Source organism: Rhizobium laguerreae (assembly GCF_019778565.1).
GTDB lineage: Bacteria > Pseudomonadota > Alphaproteobacteria > Rhizobiales > Rhizobiaceae > Rhizobium > Rhizobium laguerreae.
This window is the reverse complement of the sequence record NZ_JAAXQT010000001.1, coordinates 744,682-761,549: the sequence shown is the minus strand read 5'-3', so window position 1 is coordinate 761,549 and position 16,868 is coordinate 744,682. Positions and strand designations below refer to the sequence as shown.

The following is a 16,868-nucleotide window of genomic DNA, read 5'->3' as shown; positions in this document are numbered from 1 at the left end:
GATCGTCGCAATCCGGCGCGATCTTTTGCTATTCCTGGATGTCGGGTTCGACGACTCTCGCGAGGTTTCGCAGCGACTCCTGCCAGCCGAGATAACAAGCTTCGGGCGGAATGACGTCAGGCACGCCTGCCTGCACGATATCCACCTCGGTGCCGACCGAAACCTTCTTCAGCGTCACGGTGACTTCCATTTCGCCGGGCAGGTTGGGGTCCTCGAATTTGTCGGTGTAGCGCAGACGTTCGCCGGGGACGAGCTCGAGATATTCGCCGCCGAAGGCGTGGCTATTGCCCGTCGTGAAGTTGCGGAAGGACATTCTGAACGTGCCGCCGACAACCGGCTCCGAATGATGCACGGTGCAGAGGAAGCCGTTCGGCGGAAGCCACTTGGCAAGCGCGTCCGCCTCCAGGAATGCGCGATAGACTTTCTCCGGGCTGGTCGCCAGAACACGGTGCAGGCGTATGGTACTCGGCATGGTCGTGATCCTTTTGAATGGACGGAATGGACGAACCTAGGACGGGTGAGGCTTGGCCGATCCGACACCGGATCGAACTTTTCTTCAAGAAAAATTTCTTGGAGTGTCGTGGTTCAACCCGGCATCCCGAACTGCGGAAGATCGAGCCTTCCCAGGTCAGCCGGCGCCGGGTGAACATCTGGACCCCCGGCTCGATCTCCTCGCGTTATGCTTTCGATGAGGATTTTTTCGTCGTCAGGCATCGATAGCTCCTTTGACAGCGATGTCGGGGACTTTGAAACCCATCGCAATCCACGCGGTGAGAAGTCTGCCATAGAAGCCGGCCGTCGCCAGTGCGCCGGAAGGCACGTCATCGGGCACGCGCGCGCGATCGAGCGCATTCTGGGTCATCGTGCGCAATTGGAGGGGTGGAAGCTCGTCCTGCTTCCAGAGATTGCCGTAGAGGCTAAGCCAGTGACCACCCTTGAACTCCAGAAAAATGGGCGTGTTGCAGCAGGATGCCAGGACACGTCGCGTTGAAGCGTTGGGGCCGAGGCGGAACTCTCTCAGGTTTTCGGTTCCGGCCAAAAGGCTGATCCGATCCTTGCGATAAAGCACGTAGCGCGTACCGCCATGGATCGTCCGGATCGCCTCCGGCAAGGGAAGCGACTCCAGCCTTCCGGCTGCGTCGCTGCAGTTCTTGCAGTGGCATTCCGCGCTGATGATCGGGGCGCCGCGCACGTCGAGGTGAAAGGTTCCGCAGGCACACGTTAGATGGGTTATCTTGTCGTTCATGACATCGCTCGCTGTTGAGGATCGCTGGATAGCCGCAAAATCAAACTAGACCGTGTAGTTCCGTTGTAAGAACTAGACGGTTCAGTTTGATCGTGTCAAGTAGGGTTGGAGCGGAGATCGAGAATGTTGATACCGGGTATGAAAGCCGACCTGGCCCAGGGGCGGGCCGGCACTCGTTCGGAGCGCAAACAGGTGGCGATCGTCGGTGCCGCGGCCGAAGTCTTTCTGAACACCGGTTATGCCGGAGCCAGCATGGACGAGATCGCCAGCCGGTCCGGCGTGTCCAAGCAAACGGTCTACAAGCACTTCTCCAGCAAGGAGGCGCTGTTCGTCGCGGTACTCACCCAGATGATGGGAGAAGCAGATACCGCCGTTCACACCGGCCTCCCCCAGGTGGAGAACCGCGCTCAGCTGGAAGCCTATCTCCTTGACTACGCCATCCGCCAGCTCACCATCGTCCTGACGCCCGGGCTGATGCAATTGCGCCGGCTCGTGATTGCGGAGGCGCAACGCTTCCCGGAACTCGCCAAGCTGCTTTACGCGCGCGGCCCTGCACGGGCGCTCGAGGTCATGGGCAGCGCTTTCGAACAATTGGCCAGCAAGAAGCTGCTGCAGTTCTCCGATGCAATGGTGGCCGCATCACAGTTCAACTGGCTGGTGATGGCCGACCCCGTCAACCGGGTCATGATGCTGGGCGATGCGGCCATTCCCACCAAGCAGCAGATCTACCGCCACGCCGAGGCGGCCGTCGCCACGTTCCTGGCGGCATTTCTGCATCCAGATAGGCGATGAACGCCGTCGAAAGTCGGGGTATCACAGCAGCAATGACTTGAATTTTCCGCACGTGCCAACAGGCCGGCGGTCACAAAGCCGCCGCTCAATCGTCAGCAAATCGCCCCGTTACCGCCGCATCGTGCCCTCTTAAAGGTTCCATCGTCGCGACCTCGCCCGGCCTTTGAGGGCTGAGCGATCGACCGAGGCGGTCTTGCTGCCGATCAAATCATGCACTTGAAGAGGAATGAATATGATCACTCGCTACACATCTGTCGCAACATTGAGCGCGGCAGTCTTCAGTCTGCTTGCTTTCAACCCGGCATCCGCTGTCGACATGGCCCAGGCGCAACAGCAGCCTGCACAGGCACAGCCGCCGATGCAGGAACAGCCCGGCGGCAACGGTGCGAGCGCGCCCGTCAGCGACCAGAAAATCGAGGCCTTCGCCGTTGCCTATCTGCAGGTCGACAAGGTGAGACAGGAATATTCGGCCAAGATCGGCGCGACGAAAGACGAGGCTGCCAAGCAGCAGTTGCAGGAAGAAGCCAAGAAGCAGATGGTCGATACCGTCCAAGCCTCTCCCGACATCTCCGTCGAGGAATATTCGTCGATCCTGACGGCCGCGCAGAGCGACCCGGCTCTGGCCAAGAAGGTACTGGAAAAGATCGGTACGCCGCCGCCGGGCCAGCAACAGCAGCCGCAGCAGGGCCAGCAGCAGCCGCAGCAATAGGCTGCGCGGGCGTACTAAGTCGCTACGAATAGGCAGCAGTGCCCGCCATTTGCCGGGCCCTGCTGTCCATCTCGGCAGTCGACGAAGAGATCGGCTGGAACAGGATGTCGTCCGAAAATCGCTCACACTTTTCGGCATGGTGCTCTGGTTCAGTATTGCGACCCGCTCTTGTTGTTCAGGTCGTGCCGTTCGGTGCCTGTCAGTGGCGGGTTGAAGATGCTGACGAGAATGAGATCCTGATCCTTGCCGCCGCGCAGATAATGCCGGTCGTGTTTGTCGAGCACATAGATATCGCCGGCGCGGATCGGAAAGACATTGCCGTCCATATCCTCCACTTCGCCCTCGCCCTTGATGCAGTAGCAGGCCTCCAGGTGATTGCGGTATTGAAGCAAGGCCTCGCTATTGGCGCGAACGACGGTATGGCACACCGTAAAGCCCATGCCGTCGTCTTTGGTCAGCAAGCGGTGGCTCGTGCCGTTGCCCCAGTCGACGAAACGCTCGGTGAGCTCCACCTCCTTCAGATTTCTGACGAACATCGTCGATACCCCCGATAATTTATTGAAGATGCAGCGATGATACATTTTCATCGCTTACGACAATTAGCTATTGAAACGGCTAGCATTTTCAAATGATGATTCCTGCGTCATCTGTTAGGAAATTTTACACATGCAGTTGCCGCCGTTAAACGCTTTGCGCGCTTTCGAAGCCACGGCCCGCCTGATGAGCCTTTCGAAAGCGGGCGACGAGCTGCACGTCACTCATGCGGCGGTCAGCCATCAGATCAAGCATCTGGAAACCTGGCTCGGCCGCAAGCTGCTGCAGAAATCGGGCCGCGGCATTATGCTGACCGCAGCCGGTGGCGAATATTACCGGGCCGTCTCCGGATCGTTGGCGGCGATCGCGCATGCGACCGGCAATATGCGGCGCGATCACGACATGCGGGCCATCACCGTCGGCTGCATTCCTTCGATCGCATCGCGCTGGCTCGTCCCGGCCCTGCCCTCCTTCCAGGATAGCGCCCCCGATCTCGACGTCAGGATCGTCTATGCCCGCGCTGAAGAACGCTTCGACGACGAGAGCCTCGACGTGCTGATCACCATGGGCGAGGATCTGAGCGGCAGGGAAAGCCGCCTGCTCTTCTCCCGCCGCAACCAGCCTGTCGCCAGCCGCCATTATCTTGCCAAACGCAACTGGACGATCGGCGATGTCTCGCTCGCCGGCGCCGATCTGCTGCACGACGAATCCGTCGATGGCTGGAAGGAATGGTTCCGCAAGGCCGGCCAGAAAGCGCCGGAGCCGCTTCGAGGCCCGATATTCCAGGATTTCAACATGCTGGCGACGGCCGTAATCGCCGGCCACGGTGTGGCGCTCTGCCCCGTCGAGGTGTTTCGCCGCGAGATCGAACGCGGCGATCTGCTGGTGCTTTCCGGCGTCGCGACGGCAGAAAACCACGGCTATTACGTCATATCGAACAGCTGGGCGAAAAAGCCGGTGCGCCGCTTCATCGACTGGTTCATGACGGAGTGCGGATCGGGCGCTTAGATCCCCCGTCCGCAGCTCATCGAAGGGGTCGCCGCCGAGACGATGGATGCAAATGCGTCGCGGTAATAAAGGCGTGGCATAAGCCCATCTGTGCGCTAGTTGGGCAGAAGTTGGGGATTGTTAATCAGAAATGCCTAATGTAAATCTTGGCGTGCACAAGTTGTGTTGGAGCTAATTTGCTACGATATCTGGTTATGACATGCGACTAGGGAGAGCCTCGGACATGCGGAAAATTCGTGCGGCCCCCTCGGCGCTCGGACAAACAGAGGCAAAAGCTTCGAACTTAATCGACCGGCTTTTGTTCTTTGACCGCGATTTCAATCCCGTCGAGAATTTGCTCGGCAATGAGCTGCCGGCTGCTGTCAAACCAGCAGCGTCGTTTTGGGAGCATTTTCCTGAATTGGACAAATCGGCGATTACACTCGCCCTCCGTTCATTGGGTGACAGTGCCCAACCCTTGCAAATATCGGGGGATCTTGGCACGCCCGCGTCGCACGGACTGACGATCTATCGGATCGGAGATCTGTTTGCCGTGGTTCGGTCCGAGGAGACTATCGACGATGAGCGCGCGACCCTTTTGCATCTGGCGACCCACGATCCGCTCACTGGACTGCCGAACCGACGCCAGTTCAGCGAGGACCTCGCTGTGTTGTTACGGGAGACAGCGGGCTCGGACGAGACTCTGTCCCTGATGCAACTCGATCTTGACGATTTCAAACCTGTTAACGACACGCTTGGGCATCCGGCTGGCGACAAGCTTCTTCAGCTCGCTGCAAGCCGCATTCAAGAGTGCCTTACCAGGGACGACAGAGCCTATCGACTGGCGGGTGACGAATTCACCGTCATATCACGGGGCCTGGGACATCCCGCCAAAGGACACCAGTTAGCAGAAGCTTTGGTTGATGCATTCAAAAAGCCCTTCACCATCGATGGCATCGCGCTATTTGTCGGTGCTAGTATCGGCATATCTGCTGCTCCACCGGACGGTACAACTCCGGAGCAGCTGATGAAGGCGTCCGACGTCGCACTCTACGCCGCGAAGAAGGACGGGCGCGGTCGGGCAAGACCGTTTGATCCCTCAATGCTTGAGTTGCTGGAACAACGCGAACTGCTGCGCCGCAGCCTTCGCATGGCCCTGGTCCAGCAACAATTCTTTATTGAGTACCAACCCATCGCCGAGGGCGGCAGCATTGTCGGCTTCGAAGCATTGCTCAGATGGCACCACCCTCTCCTTGGAAAAATCCCACCAACGGCATTTATTCCGATGGCCGAGGCCGATGGAATAATGCCGGAAATAGGTGCATGGGTTTTGGAGCAGGCATGTCGCGAGGCAATGAAGTGGCCGCAGAACTACATCGTCGCGGTCAATTTGTCCGCGGCTGAATTCTTGACAAGCGGCCTCACTGATCGGGTATCCCAGACGCTGGATCTGATCGGGTTGCCGCCAGACCGTCTGGAGCTTGAGATAACCGAAAGCGTGCTCCTTGAGCGGACCGTCAACAATATCGACACACTGAATACGCTCAACGTGTTAGGAATACGAATCTCGCTTGATGATTTCGGCACCGAATATTCTTCGCTCAGCTATCTGAAGACATTCCCTTTCGACACGATCAAAATCGACAAATACTTTATCACCGACCTCGAAAGCGATCTGAAAAGCCAGGCAATCGTCCGCTGCATCGTTAACCTCGCACATGACCTCGACATGCAGGTGACAGCCGAAGGGGTTGAAACGCTAGGTCAGGCGGAATGGTTGCGCAGTGTGGGCTGCGACAGACTTCAAGGTTATTTGATTAGCAGACCGCTTCCGGTCCAGGCGATTGGCGAATTCATCACCCGGGCGGGAACATCCGTAAGCCCCGCGCTACCACAGTGAACAACCGATTTTCGCCGTGCCTTTAGCTATCGCATGATCAACCTGACGCCCAGGCAAAAGAAGGGAGGGTGTATTGGAACAGGAAGCAGCTAGCTTCGATGACCATGCATTTGCGCCGATGGTATCGCTGGAACTGAACGTTGCGATGTTCAAATCCCGATGGCAGTTTTGCGACAAGATTACCGAATATCTCTCAGACATCCTCGGCCAAGGTCACAGCGATCCCGCTCGATATTCCAATTTTCTTTCCGTCGCGACGAACGAGCTCATCGAACTTGCTTTCCGTTCGACGAGCGAGCTGGGAAGGATCAGTTTCAGTCTCTACCGGAATGCGACATTCAATCGGCTGAGAATTACGTTTCCGTGCGAGGAAGTATCTAGCCGAGAGCACACGAATGCGAGAGCAAGCGAACACCAGCCTGTCCCCGGCGCCGGCTCTGGATACGTGGTGATGAAATCCGACGGGACGGTTTTGCTTAGTGATTTGGCAGCAATATTCCGCGCCACGATCCGAATTGAGAAAGACGGCAGACAAGGGATTCAAATCATTGCGGATTTCCCCTCGACCGAGGATTTCCAATGAGCCTGCTTCCCCAACCGTTCACTGTTCATTTTGATCCGACAAATCAGGAGCTGTTGCTGTCTGGAAAGATGCGCCCCGAAAGCGCCGCTGAAATCACCGACGCCCTCAAGCTGGTGCAGCAAAATTTGGAAAAATACAGCGGGGTCGTTTACGTCAATGTCAAACGTCTGACGCACATCAACATGACTGCCTTCGCGGCCCTGGCCGATATACTCGCGGCAAGTTGCCGGATCAGACCGGAACGGAAGATCGTCATCATTACGTCGAGCGTGGTGGCATGGTCGACCTCGTTATTCCAAACGCTGGCGGCATCACAACCAAGCCTGTCGGTTGAAGTCTACGATTCGGCGTTTTATCCGGGGCAGAGCTTTGTCGAGGATGAGACTTTCATTCCCATTCTGCGTACCCAGACGAAAATGACATGGAGGCACGAACGCGAACTGTTGCCTCGCCACGGCCTGCGCAGCGGTCTTGTCATCGCGGATATCTGTTGCGGAATTGGTGATTTCGCGGCTTTGGTTCAGAGGGAATTTAAACCGGCACGCCTTGTCGCGCTGGATCATTCCTCGCGCAGCCTCGAATATGCTCGCAGGGTCGCGGCCGACTTCGATCTGCAGGGGATAGAGTATACCTATGGCGACGCTTCCCAAATGCTGCTGCGAGACAATCAATTTGACTTTGTGACCTGCCGACATTCGCTGCAGATTTTCGACCGTCCCGAGATGCTGCTCAGGGAGCTTTACCGCATCTGCAAGCCTGGCGGCCGTGTCTACATCACCAACGAAAAAAACTCGCATTGTCTGGGCGAGCCACATGCTGAAACAATAAGATGGACTTACGAAGAAGTCGCCAAACTGTTCAGGTACTTCGACATGGATGTCGAGATGGGGCCGAAAAGCCGCCATCTCCTCGCCGACGCCGGTTTCGATAACATCAAGGTCGATTGCTTTATGGTCACGAATCTTGACGGGGATCCACAAGACTTTGCAGACATGATCGAAGCTTGGGAAAATGTCTATGCGGGCGAGATGGCCGTCAGACGGGGCGACTCATCAGATTTCATTCGCAGGTTCCGGCAGGGATTCAAGGATCATGTCTTTGCTGCTCTTCATCCCAAGGGTTATGCAGGCTGGCCGATCTGGGCAGCTTCCGGCCGAAAGCCGCTGTGATGGACGAGAGATCATCGAAGAGGCCGGCAAGATTAGGCTCATTTCGGGCAAAGTTCATTTTGGTCGTCGGCGGCGCTGTCCTCTTTGATCTGCTGGTCAGCGGTGGACTGGCACTTTGGAATGTTCAGAGGCTGTCGCGCGACGCCACCCTCGAAGTCGGACAGGGTCTGGAAGCAGCAAGCCAGGAATACATCCGCACATATGCCGATTCCACCGCAGCCCAGGTGAGTTTGCTCCTGCGGCAGGTTCATAGCGACGTCGGCACCCTGGCAGGTGTGCTCCAGGCGCAAATCGACGATCCCGAGCGTAATTCCGATGTCGGCGCGGCGATCGCGCGCACATCGCCTGGCAGCGTCAGCCTTGTTTACGACGAGAAGGGAAAATGGTCTCAGAACCTGCCCGGCTCCGCTTCGGTTGTGAGCGTCTGGGGTTACTTGCTCGGACCTGACCATCGGCCGAAACCCGACATCCAGCGCGATCTAGAGACGAGCGCGGTTCTCGACATCGTTGCGCCGAGCCTGCTGCAGCACGGCGCTTCCAAGCTGCAGATGTACTACATCGGACCGAAAGAACGGCCAATCTTCAGGACGGCCCCCTACACCGACCAGGCTCAGACCTTCGATCGCCTTTATTCGGGGCACAACGAAGCCGATTTCTGGGACTTCTTTTTCCCCGGGCTTTACGAGTCCTGGCAGAACTGGGCCAAGGACACGAAAACGCGGCCGGTCGCCGACGATATCACGCAGACCGCTCCATATACCGATGCCATTACCGGAAAGCTGATCGTCAGTTTCTTTCATCCATTGTGGACAGCCGACCGGCAGGATGTCGCCGGGACGGCTGGCGCGGACATCACACTCGACCAGCTCGCGCAGATTGTTGAGAATGTGAAAGTGGCCCAGTCCGGCTTTGGATTTCTCGCAATGTCCGACGGAAACGTTGTGGCGATCAACAGCACAGGAGAAAAAACCCTCGGTCTGCGTTCTGCAAGCGATGCGAGCGGAGCCGGCGCCTTGACCGGCCTGGAGCGCTCCCTGAAGGGAAGCTCCCAGCCTGCCATCGCCAAACTGGCTCTTGACCGAGAACAGGGCATTCAGCACCTGCTGTTGCAGCAGGACGGCAACGAGGTCCCCTATATCGCTATCGTCAAGAAACTGCCGGCGACCAATCTCTGGGTCAGTGGCCCGGTTCGGCAAGAGGCGATGTTGCTGGGGGTGGTTGTGCCTGAACGAGAAATCCAGGCCTCCCTCTATGCGGCCCAAGCCAAAATTTCGGAAGCTACCAACCGGATCGTGCTCTACCAAATACTGGCGATCCTAATGTCACTGCTTGTTGTGGCTATAGCAGTAATTGCGGCTTCGAAACGAATAACGAGCGGAATCAGTGCACTTGCAGATGCCGCCAAACGGATTCAGGCGAAGGATTATTCGGTCAGGGTGGCCATAACAAGCAAAGATGAGGTCGGCGAGGCTGGTGAAGCATTCAATCGGATGGCCGAACAGATCAGCTATCACACGGAAAATCTCGAGCAGCTTGTCGAAGAGCGAACAGCGCAAATCGAAGATGCAAAGGAAGAGATTTCGACCCTGAACGCACAGCTCCAGCGAGAAAATCGACGTCTGGGAACGGAACTCGCCGTCGCCGAGAGGATCCAGCTCATGGTTCTTCCGCTGCACCAGGAGCTTGAGGAATTTCAGGCCCTTGAGATCGCGGCCTATATGAGACCTGCAGAAGAAGTCGGCGGCGATTATTACGACGTATTGAAGAGCGGAAATCGGTTGAAGATTGGCATCGGCGACGTCACCGGACACGGGCTCGAAAGCGGCGTGTTGATGCTGATGGTTCAGTCCGTCGCCCGCGCCCTCCAGGAAGCCGGAAACACCGACGCCGTTAAATTTCTCACAGACCTGAACAGCGCCCTGTTCAAAAACATCGTGAGAACTAAAATCGACAAACATCTCACTCTGGCGTTTCTTGACTACGACGGCAAAGAGATGATCCTGTCGGGACAACACGAGGAAGTTGTCGTCGTGCGGGCGAACGGCGAGGTCGAGCGCATAGACACCCTGGATCTGGGTATACCGATCGGGCTGGAAGCCGATATTTCTGCCTTCATTAAAACCCGGGAAATAACCTTCGAGACGGGCGACCTCATACTCCTGCATACGGACGGCGTAACAGAAGCCGAAAACGACGCTGGAGAACTCTTTGGCATCGAACGTCTGTGCCGCGAAGCACTGCGCTTGAAGGACCAGAGCGCTGAGAAAGTCGTTGCCGGAATTATAGCGACATTAATGCTCTTCATCGGATCGCAGAAGATTTACGACGACATCACGCTTCTCGCAGTGCGACATAGGTGAGACATGACGCCAACGGTATATGGTATCGAATCTCTGGCGGGCATAAGCTTGGATTCAAGCACGCGTCTCACGTTAAGCGACGGACCGCTTCAGCTTGGATGGAAGCACTCAGGAATGACTTCCGATTTTATAGCGGAAGTCATGGCTCTGCGGTATTCACGTTCGAGAAAAGACTACGTGCAGGCGCATCATGATATCGGATATCTCAGCAATGAGTTGATCGAAAATGCCGTCAAGTTTCGACAGCCTGGGGAGATCCTCATTGAAGCCGGAATATTCGACGGTACTTTTTTAATAAGGGTGAAAAACACGATCGATGGCGTGACATCCTCTCGCTTTCAGCAACTGCTGCATCGCCTTCAATCGAGGGACCCCGGGGAACTTCTTCTTGAGCAAATCGAAACCAATGCCATATCGGCAGAAAGCGGTTCGGGCTTGGGGTTGCTGACCCTTCTGAGCGATTACGATGCAAAAATGGCATGGGCATTCGAAGGGAAAGATAACCAGCGTATCATACTGACGACGACTGCAGCCGTGGCGATGCCGCCCTCCTCCAATCTGTGAGCGAAGAATGGAAATCAGCGACGAAAACTTCCGCGTATGGGCTGAGAAAAACGAGGTCTATTTCGATGGCGTATTCCGGCTGGCGGGACCGGACGCCTATGCGCCCATTTACTCATTGATATCAGGCCTGCTCCATGAGGGGCACAAACAGGTGACATTCAACCTGACGGGTCTCGAGTTCCTCAACTCCTCTGGCATAAATCTCCTGGCCAAGCTGACGATTGAAGCCAGAAAGATGGGCGACCTCCTGCTCGTCGTCAAAGGCACCAGCCAATATCCTTGGCAAGCGAAATCGCTGCCGAATCTCAAGAAGTTACACCCGCTTGTCGATTTGCGCCTGGCGTGACTCTCTATTGAATGCCATTTGACGCTCTCGCAAAACCCAGCGAGGCGTCCTGCATCAAGTCGACATGTTTTCGATAACAGGCCCGCGGCTCCCGGATCGGCGAGCTGTTTCCAGTTATGCCAAGGTATGGCCGAGATAGCTTACCGAAAATGGACTGCAAGCCTGGAATGTATCGTGCTCGCTCAGCAAGGCGTACCCAAGGTAATGAAACCGTCACCAACCTATGGAAAATGAATGGTGAGATGACGTCGACTTGATGGCAGGGAGCAGAAATGGGGTTAATACCAGCAACGGGGCATGCGGTGTTTGGATATCCATTCAATCGGAAAGAGGTCCATTATGAGAGTTTTGTTGCTGTCCGTCACCTTGGTCCTGACGACGTCAACCTTCGCATTTGCAGATGATAACTGCGGCAATAAGACAAATCAGTCGGACATGAACATCTGTGCGGCTGAATCCCTGAAGAAGTCGGATGCGGAGATGAACAAGGTCTACAACGAGATCGAAGGTCGGCTGAAGGATGATGCCGACACCACCAAGCTTCTCGTAGCGACCCAAAAGGCATGGATTGCATTCCGTGATGCCGAGTGCAATTTCCAAAGCTCGACCGTCCAGGGTGGCACCGCCTATCCGTTCGTCAACAGTTCGTGCCACGACGGCCTGACTCAAAGCCGCACGGAAGCGCTCAAGGTTTACCTGAAGTGCAATGACGGGGACCTGGACTGCCCGGTCCCGGGGGCAAATTAAACATCTGAAATATCGAAGTTACGCCTCGGCTCCTCGGTCCCGCCTTCCCGTCCCGTCGACCGGTTCCGACCAGGAATCGTTAATTATACGAAGCCGTGTAGGACTATAGACGGGACCGGCATCGGACCTCGGTCCGATGTGCAAGGAGCGATCAACGTCTAACCTCCCCTACCTGCTCAAGCCGTGCATCTGCCCGGCGCTTGATGATCTGATTCGGAGGAAAACGATGCGCACGGCAACCTTAGCGTCCTTGGCCTTGCTCTCGCTGGCTCTTGCAGCAAGCCCGGTAACGATTGCCGGGATCGACATGGCCGCACTGGCAAAGAGCGGTGGAAACGGCGGCGGCAACAGTGGGGGCAACGGCGGCGGCGGTGGTCATGGCGGCGGCGGTGGAAACAGTGGCAACCATGGCAGCAGCAGCCAGGGTAGCGGTTCGACCCATGGCAGCTCCAAATCGCAAGGCGTGAAGGGCAAATCCAGCGAGGCGGCAAGCAAGTCCAGGTCCGTCAAGGCAGACGAGACTAAAGTCGGCACGAAAGAAAAGAACCTGTCGGCGCAACTTGCGGGCCTGAACTCCTTGAAGCGAAACTACAAGGCGTTGATGCATACGTCGGACCCACGCATGACGGCGATCGCCGCCTACGCCGTGGCTTATGCCCAGTATGAACTCGACAATGGAATCGAGCCCGCGGCCGATGACCCTCTGTTGGGGGACGAGGCGCTGGAGGACGCATTGGCTTCCGCAACGAAAACCGGTGAAGTCAGTCCGGCGGTTCTGGACCAGGCCAAAACCATCCTCGGGGTTGGCGACGCAAACGGGAAGATCGATCAAATTCGCACCTCGCTGGAGAACGCCGCGCCGGCGACATCAGACGAATAGCCGCGATTTCAGGTGCGAGCAGTGTGGAGCTGACAAGTATAGCTCTGCACTAAATTAAGAGAGCATTTCCGTTTTGTTTGAGTACGGAAATGCTTTTTTTTGCGTATTTTCGAACGCAAACCGCTCCGCAGCGAGCGAGGCCCGGATGACGTCCTTGTTCACGGCACCTGCGCGATGCGGCCATTACCCTTGATCTCTGCACGCCGCATCGCCGGATGCCCCGACAACTCGACATTGCCGCTCCCGGAAATCGAAACATCCGCATCTACCTTCGCGGTCACCTTTGCATCGCCGCTCCCACGGATTTTCACCGTCGCCGACTGCGCAGTCAGGCCTTCAAACCGGGCTTCGCCTGAGCCGGAAATGCTGAGATTAACTGCGTCTGCAATTCCAGTCGCGGAGGAATTTCCGCTGCCCTTGATGTTCACCTGAAGCTCCGGCTGGTTGATCTGCGACAGAGTCAGGTCGCTATTGCTGAGCAAATCCCATCTGGTGATGGCTGGCCCCGATAGCTTGACATCGAACTGCGACGCAGACCAGCCAGGCGCACAATCCAGGCCCAGTCGGCCGGATTCGATGCGCAAGTAACTGAGCAGTGCTGAGTCTCCGCTGACGACAACCTCTGCCTTTTCCCCCGGCTGGTAATGTATGAAGCCGGGCAAGTCGATCACCAGCCTGTCGCCCGCAATAAAAGGCAGCGTAATTTTCTGCTGCGTGCCGCTCGCAGGCTCGCACGTCGATCCCCCGTTCCATAAATATGCTGCGCTGGCCCAGCCAGATCCGGAAAGAACGGTTCCGAGCGCCAGAAAGGCGGCAGCACCGATCAGTCCACCTGTCGCGATGAATGTCAGTGTGCGGGTCATGTCTCGTCCCTTCGATAACTTTGGTTGAAATTCTCAGTTGCCGAGCCGATCCGGCCGGACCAGACGGAAATGCAATCGCGCATACTGGCCGAGTACGCGGATACCGACCCCCAGCCCCATTAGAAGCAAAGCGCCGCCTCCGAGGAAGCCGCTCACAAGTCCAGCGCCGATACAAAGGCGGGCCAACAGAGCCATCAACGCGTCACCTGGGTGAAAGAGCAAAGCCGTGACAATGACATTCAATCCGGCTGCTCCAATCGCCAACAGTCCAGCCGCAAACCCCACCGCCAATAGAATTGCCAGTAACAACAACGGCAGCAGGAAAAGGAGATCGACAATAGCCAGTCCGGCCAGTGCCATGGCCGCAGCGATAAGGTTCGAGAGGCTCCAATGCTTTTCGAAACGCCTGAGTCCGATGTCGGCCAGCAGTTCCCGCGCGATCCTGGCAGGCTCACCGAGTGCCGAGACCACCTCCGCCTCACTGCGTCCCCGGCTCTCGGATTCGGCAAAATGGGCCGAATAGTCGGACATGATTTCTTCCATCTCTTCGCCTGGAAGACCGCGAAGCCCAAGCCGCAGCGTGTTCAGAAAGGCATCCCTGGTCATGATAAATCCTCAAGAAGTTTATCGACGGCCGCCGTAAAGGATCGCCAGTCGCTGCGATGCGCCTCGAAAACGGTCTCACCGAGCGGCGTGAGCCGATAGTATTTGCGGGGCGGCCCGCTGCTGGATTCGACAAGTCGCGTGGCCACAAGGCCATCATTCTGCATGCGGCGCATCAGGGGATAGATCGTCCCTTCGCCCATGCCGACAGCCGCGACCAAGGTGCTGGCGATTTCATAGCCATAGCTCTCACCCCGTGACAGCACGGCCAGGACGCACAGATCGAGCGCGCCTTTTCTCAGTTGGATTTGGATCGAGTCAACCATGTCATTTCCAGTATTTACAGACTGTTTATAACACGCTACCTGTTATTGCAAGATAGTGAACCAACCTCGCCGAATTTCTCGTTCTCGACACGAACCGCGCGGTGAAAGGCCGGGCCGCCGCATAATTCTCTCGGATCGGAGCAATCCCCATGACACGCATCTGCTTGGCCCTCGCGGTCGCTTTTTGTCTCACTATGTCGACTGCGCAGGCGGCAGGCCTGAAATACCTTCACATCCCGGGCGGGCGGGATGTTCCGGCAATCGACGCGGCGATGTGGTCGCCTTGCATCAAAGCGCCTGAAGAAGTGCAGATCAGAGCGCTTACGATTCCAGCGGTTCCGGATTGCCCGATTGCTGGAGAAGGGTTGCCGCTCGTGATTATTTCGCACGGCTATGGCGGCTGGTACCTTGGCCATCATGACACGGCCGAGGCCTTGGCCGATTCCGGCTTTGTCGTGGTCGCCATCAATCATCCGCATGCAAACTATGCCGATATGAGCCGCGGGAATGGCTTGAGCGCCCTGATCGGACGCCCCGTCGATATCAAGCGAACCATTGATTTCATGCTCACCGACCTCCCGGATTCCGCCAAGATCAATCCGCAAAAGATCGGCTTCTATGGCTTCTCCCAGGGCGGCTATACTGGTCTTGTTCTTGCTGGGGCCAATCCAGATTTCAGCAAGTTGCCGCCGCGTTGCGCCGACCCGAAAGCCGTCGGCTGCCCGCAGGCCAATCAAACTCGCCCTCCGCAACAACCTCCGTTGCCCCAGACGCTAACGCATGATTCCCGCATCAGGGCGATGGTGGTCGCAGACCCTTTCAGCATCGTCTTTCACACGACAGATAGCGTGAGGGACATCACGATTCCGCTTCAGCTATGGGGATCGGAGCTGGGAGGGGGTGGCGGCGCATCGCCGGAAAATGTGGCAACACTTGCGCGTGTATTGCCGGAAAAGGCTGACTTCCGAGTCGTCCCCAACGCCGTCCATCTGTCGTTTTTGACGATGTGCCCTAAAACCCAACTGTCTTCGGAAGTGTGTATCGATGCTCCGGGCTTCGACCGTGCCGCTTTCCACAGGGAGTTCAATGCTGAAGTGGTCGCGTTCTTCCGGCGAAATCTAGGGGAGTGAACTGCCTTGTGATACGAACGGCTTAGGTTTTCACGGCAGTCAGCCCCATCGCACCCAGAAAGCGCCGCCGACCGATTGTCGTTCGGGTCATGAAGAAAACCTCCAGGTCGATATCTGATTAGAACTGCCAGCCCGCCGGGACCCAGGCGTAACCCATGTCGGTCTTGAGCATTCGTCCGAGCCCCGGGAACGGGTAATGAAACCCGAGAACAAGGAGCTTATCGGTCGCGGCCATATCGAATATGCGACGGCGCGATGCGAGCGCGGTATCCTTGTCTCGGTCAGGTCCGGGTCGCCATGGATGGTCGATGTTGACGACCGGGTGGTAGGCAAGGTCCGCAGTGAGGAGCAGTTGGTCGTTTCCTGAATGGACCAGGAATGTTGCCATGCCAGGCGTATGTCCAGGCGCAGCGATCGTGGTGAGGCCCGGCACGATTTCCGCACCTGCCTCGTAGAGCTCGATGTCCTTTGCGATCGGCTCGACACTCCGTTTGATCGCCGCTGCAAACCGGTCACGAAAGTCCCTTGGTACCGGCATGTAGGAGAGATCGGGATTGTTGCGCACAAAAAAATCCCAGTCTGCCCGGGGTGCGTAGACGGTGGCATTGGGAAACGCTTTTTTGCCTTCGAAAGTGCTGAGATTGCCGACGTGATCAGGATGCGTGTGGGATACTACGATCGTGTCGATATCGCCTGCATCGAGACCGATGGCGGCGAGATTGTCGAACACACGCCCCGCATTCGGTCCCATCGTGGCCCCGGCTCCCGCCTCAAGCAATATCCGCCTGTCGCCGACCTCAAGCAGCAGCGTGTTGAGTTGAAGGGTCATGTGATCGGTAGGAAGGAAAGCGCGACGAAGGACCTCTTGCAGCTCGGCCTCTGGAGCATCGTTGGCATAGACCGTCGGTGGGCCGCCGATCACGCCATCGCTCAAAACTGTCGCTTTGATCTGCCCCACCGGAAATCGATAATATCCAACATTACGGGCGTCCGGGCTCTGCACCTGCGTATTGCCTGATCCGGCTGAACCTCCAAGCAGCAGAGCGGCCGTTCCAGCAACCGCTGAAACCATGACCGTGCGCCGGTTCAGTGTGAGTCGATCCACTGCTTTTCCTTTCAGTCGACAATC

Annotated in this window: 19 protein-coding genes; 12 read left to right on the top strand and 7 right to left on the bottom strand. The window is 57.1% G+C overall.

From position 1 onward, the window contains the following. Positions 1-28 precede the first annotated feature (28 nt). Positions 29-472, bottom strand: a complete 444-nt coding sequence (locus HFO71_RS03720) for an SRPBCC family protein (RefSeq protein WP_025395108.1) — start codon at positions 470-472, stop codon at positions 29-31. Positions 473-706: 234 nt separating this feature from the next. Next, positions 707-1,246: a GFA family protein gene (locus HFO71_RS03715; protein ID WP_168259850.1), complete on the bottom strand. Its 540-nt coding sequence runs from the start codon at positions 1,244-1,246 to the stop codon at positions 707-709. A 123-nt stretch (positions 1,247-1,369) separates the two neighbouring features. On the opposite strand from HFO71_RS03715, the gene HFO71_RS03710 reads away from it, so the two are divergent. Together HFO71_RS03710 and HFO71_RS03705 are read left to right on the top strand one after the other, a co-directional pair. Beyond that, positions 1,370-2,038 carry a TetR/AcrR family transcriptional regulator gene (locus tag HFO71_RS03710; RefSeq protein ID WP_168259851.1) on the top strand — a complete coding sequence of 223 codons (669 nt, stop codon included), beginning with the start codon at positions 1,370-1,372 and terminating at the stop codon, positions 2,036-2,038. Positions 2,039-2,264: 226 nt separating this feature from the next. Beyond that, positions 2,265-2,747, top strand: coding sequence for a DUF4168 domain-containing protein (locus tag HFO71_RS03705; protein WP_168259852.1), 483 nt, complete (start codon positions 2,265-2,267; stop codon positions 2,745-2,747). A 149-nt stretch (positions 2,748-2,896) separates the two neighbouring features. Here HFO71_RS03705 and HFO71_RS03700 read toward each other — a convergent pair whose 3' ends face one another. After that, complete coding sequence (locus HFO71_RS03700) at positions 2,897-3,283, bottom strand: ectoine synthase (RefSeq protein ID WP_018242671.1); 387 nt, start codon at positions 3,281-3,283, stop codon at positions 2,897-2,899. A gap of 130 nt (positions 3,284-3,413) precedes the next feature. On the opposite strand from HFO71_RS03700, the gene HFO71_RS03695 reads away from it, so the two are divergent. From HFO71_RS03695 to HFO71_RS03655, 9 genes are all read left to right on the top strand, one after another. Beyond that, the gene (locus tag HFO71_RS03695) at positions 3,414-4,289 is read left to right on the top strand and encodes a LysR substrate-binding domain-containing protein (RefSeq protein WP_221953659.1); all 876 of its coding nucleotides are present in this window, start codon (positions 3,414-3,416) and stop codon (positions 4,287-4,289) included. 223 nt (positions 4,290-4,512) lie between these two features. Next, positions 4,513-6,168, top strand: a complete 1,656-nt coding sequence (locus tag HFO71_RS03690) for a putative bifunctional diguanylate cyclase/phosphodiesterase (RefSeq protein ID WP_221987529.1) — start codon at positions 4,513-4,515, stop codon at positions 6,166-6,168. Positions 6,169-6,241: 73 nt separating this feature from the next. Further along, the gene (locus HFO71_RS03685) at positions 6,242-6,751 is read left to right on the top strand and encodes a hypothetical protein (protein WP_168259854.1); all 510 of its coding nucleotides are present in this window, start codon (positions 6,242-6,244) and stop codon (positions 6,749-6,751) included. Then, positions 6,748-7,920: a class I SAM-dependent methyltransferase gene (locus tag HFO71_RS03680; RefSeq protein ID WP_131642751.1), complete on the top strand. Its 1,173-nt coding sequence runs from the start codon at positions 6,748-6,750 to the stop codon at positions 7,918-7,920. The genes HFO71_RS03685 and HFO71_RS03680 overlap by 4 nt, the downstream gene beginning before the upstream one ends. Then, the gene (locus HFO71_RS03675; RefSeq protein WP_168259855.1) at positions 7,920-10,280 is read left to right on the top strand and encodes a SpoIIE family protein phosphatase; all 2,361 of its coding nucleotides are present in this window, start codon (positions 7,920-7,922) and stop codon (positions 10,278-10,280) included. The genes HFO71_RS03680 and HFO71_RS03675 overlap by 1 nt, the downstream gene beginning before the upstream one ends. Positions 10,281-10,283: 3 nt before the next feature. After that, entirely contained in the window at positions 10,284-10,844 is a 561-nt protein-coding gene (locus HFO71_RS03670; protein ID WP_025395120.1) for a slr1658 superfamily regulator, read from the top strand. A gap of 7 nt (positions 10,845-10,851) precedes the next feature. Continuing rightward, complete coding sequence (locus tag HFO71_RS03665; RefSeq protein ID WP_017961073.1) at positions 10,852-11,190, top strand: slr1659 superfamily regulator; 339 nt, start codon at positions 10,852-10,854, stop codon at positions 11,188-11,190. A gap of 351 nt (positions 11,191-11,541) precedes the next feature. Then, positions 11,542-11,937: a lysozyme inhibitor LprI family protein gene (locus HFO71_RS03660; protein ID WP_244735347.1), complete on the top strand. Its 396-nt coding sequence runs from the start codon at positions 11,542-11,544 to the stop codon at positions 11,935-11,937. Between the two features lie 226 nt (positions 11,938-12,163). Continuing rightward, a complete protein-coding gene (locus tag HFO71_RS03655) occupies positions 12,164-12,817 on the top strand; it encodes a hypothetical protein (protein ID WP_168259856.1) in 654 nt (217 codons plus the stop codon). Between the two features lie 158 nt (positions 12,818-12,975). Here HFO71_RS03655 and HFO71_RS03650 read toward each other — a convergent pair whose 3' ends face one another. The 3 genes from HFO71_RS03650 to HFO71_RS03640 are packed head-to-tail and all read right to left on the bottom strand — an operon-like array spanning position 12,976 to position 14,609. Beyond that, positions 12,976-13,680: a GIN domain-containing protein gene (locus tag HFO71_RS03650; RefSeq protein WP_168259857.1), complete on the bottom strand. Its 705-nt coding sequence runs from the start codon at positions 13,678-13,680 to the stop codon at positions 12,976-12,978. Between the two features lie 33 nt (positions 13,681-13,713). Continuing rightward, entirely contained in the window at positions 13,714-14,286 is a 573-nt protein-coding gene (locus HFO71_RS03645; RefSeq protein ID WP_168259858.1) for a DUF1700 domain-containing protein, read from the bottom strand. After that, positions 14,283-14,609, bottom strand: coding sequence for a PadR family transcriptional regulator (locus HFO71_RS03640; RefSeq protein WP_011652608.1), 327 nt, complete (start codon positions 14,607-14,609; stop codon positions 14,283-14,285). The genes HFO71_RS03645 and HFO71_RS03640 overlap by 4 nt, the downstream gene beginning before the upstream one ends. 149 nt (positions 14,610-14,758) lie before the next feature. Between HFO71_RS03640 and HFO71_RS03635 the strand changes: the two genes are divergently transcribed. Next, entirely contained in the window at positions 14,759-15,739 is a 981-nt protein-coding gene (locus tag HFO71_RS03635; RefSeq protein ID WP_168259859.1) for an alpha/beta hydrolase family protein, read from the top strand. Positions 15,740-15,857: 118 nt separating this feature from the next. Here HFO71_RS03635 and HFO71_RS03630 read toward each other — a convergent pair whose 3' ends face one another. After that, positions 15,858-16,844 (bottom strand): MBL fold metallo-hydrolase, encoded by a 987-nt coding sequence (locus tag HFO71_RS03630; protein WP_206987794.1) that lies wholly within the window; start codon positions 16,842-16,844, stop codon positions 15,858-15,860. Positions 16,845-16,868: the final 24 nt, after the last annotated feature.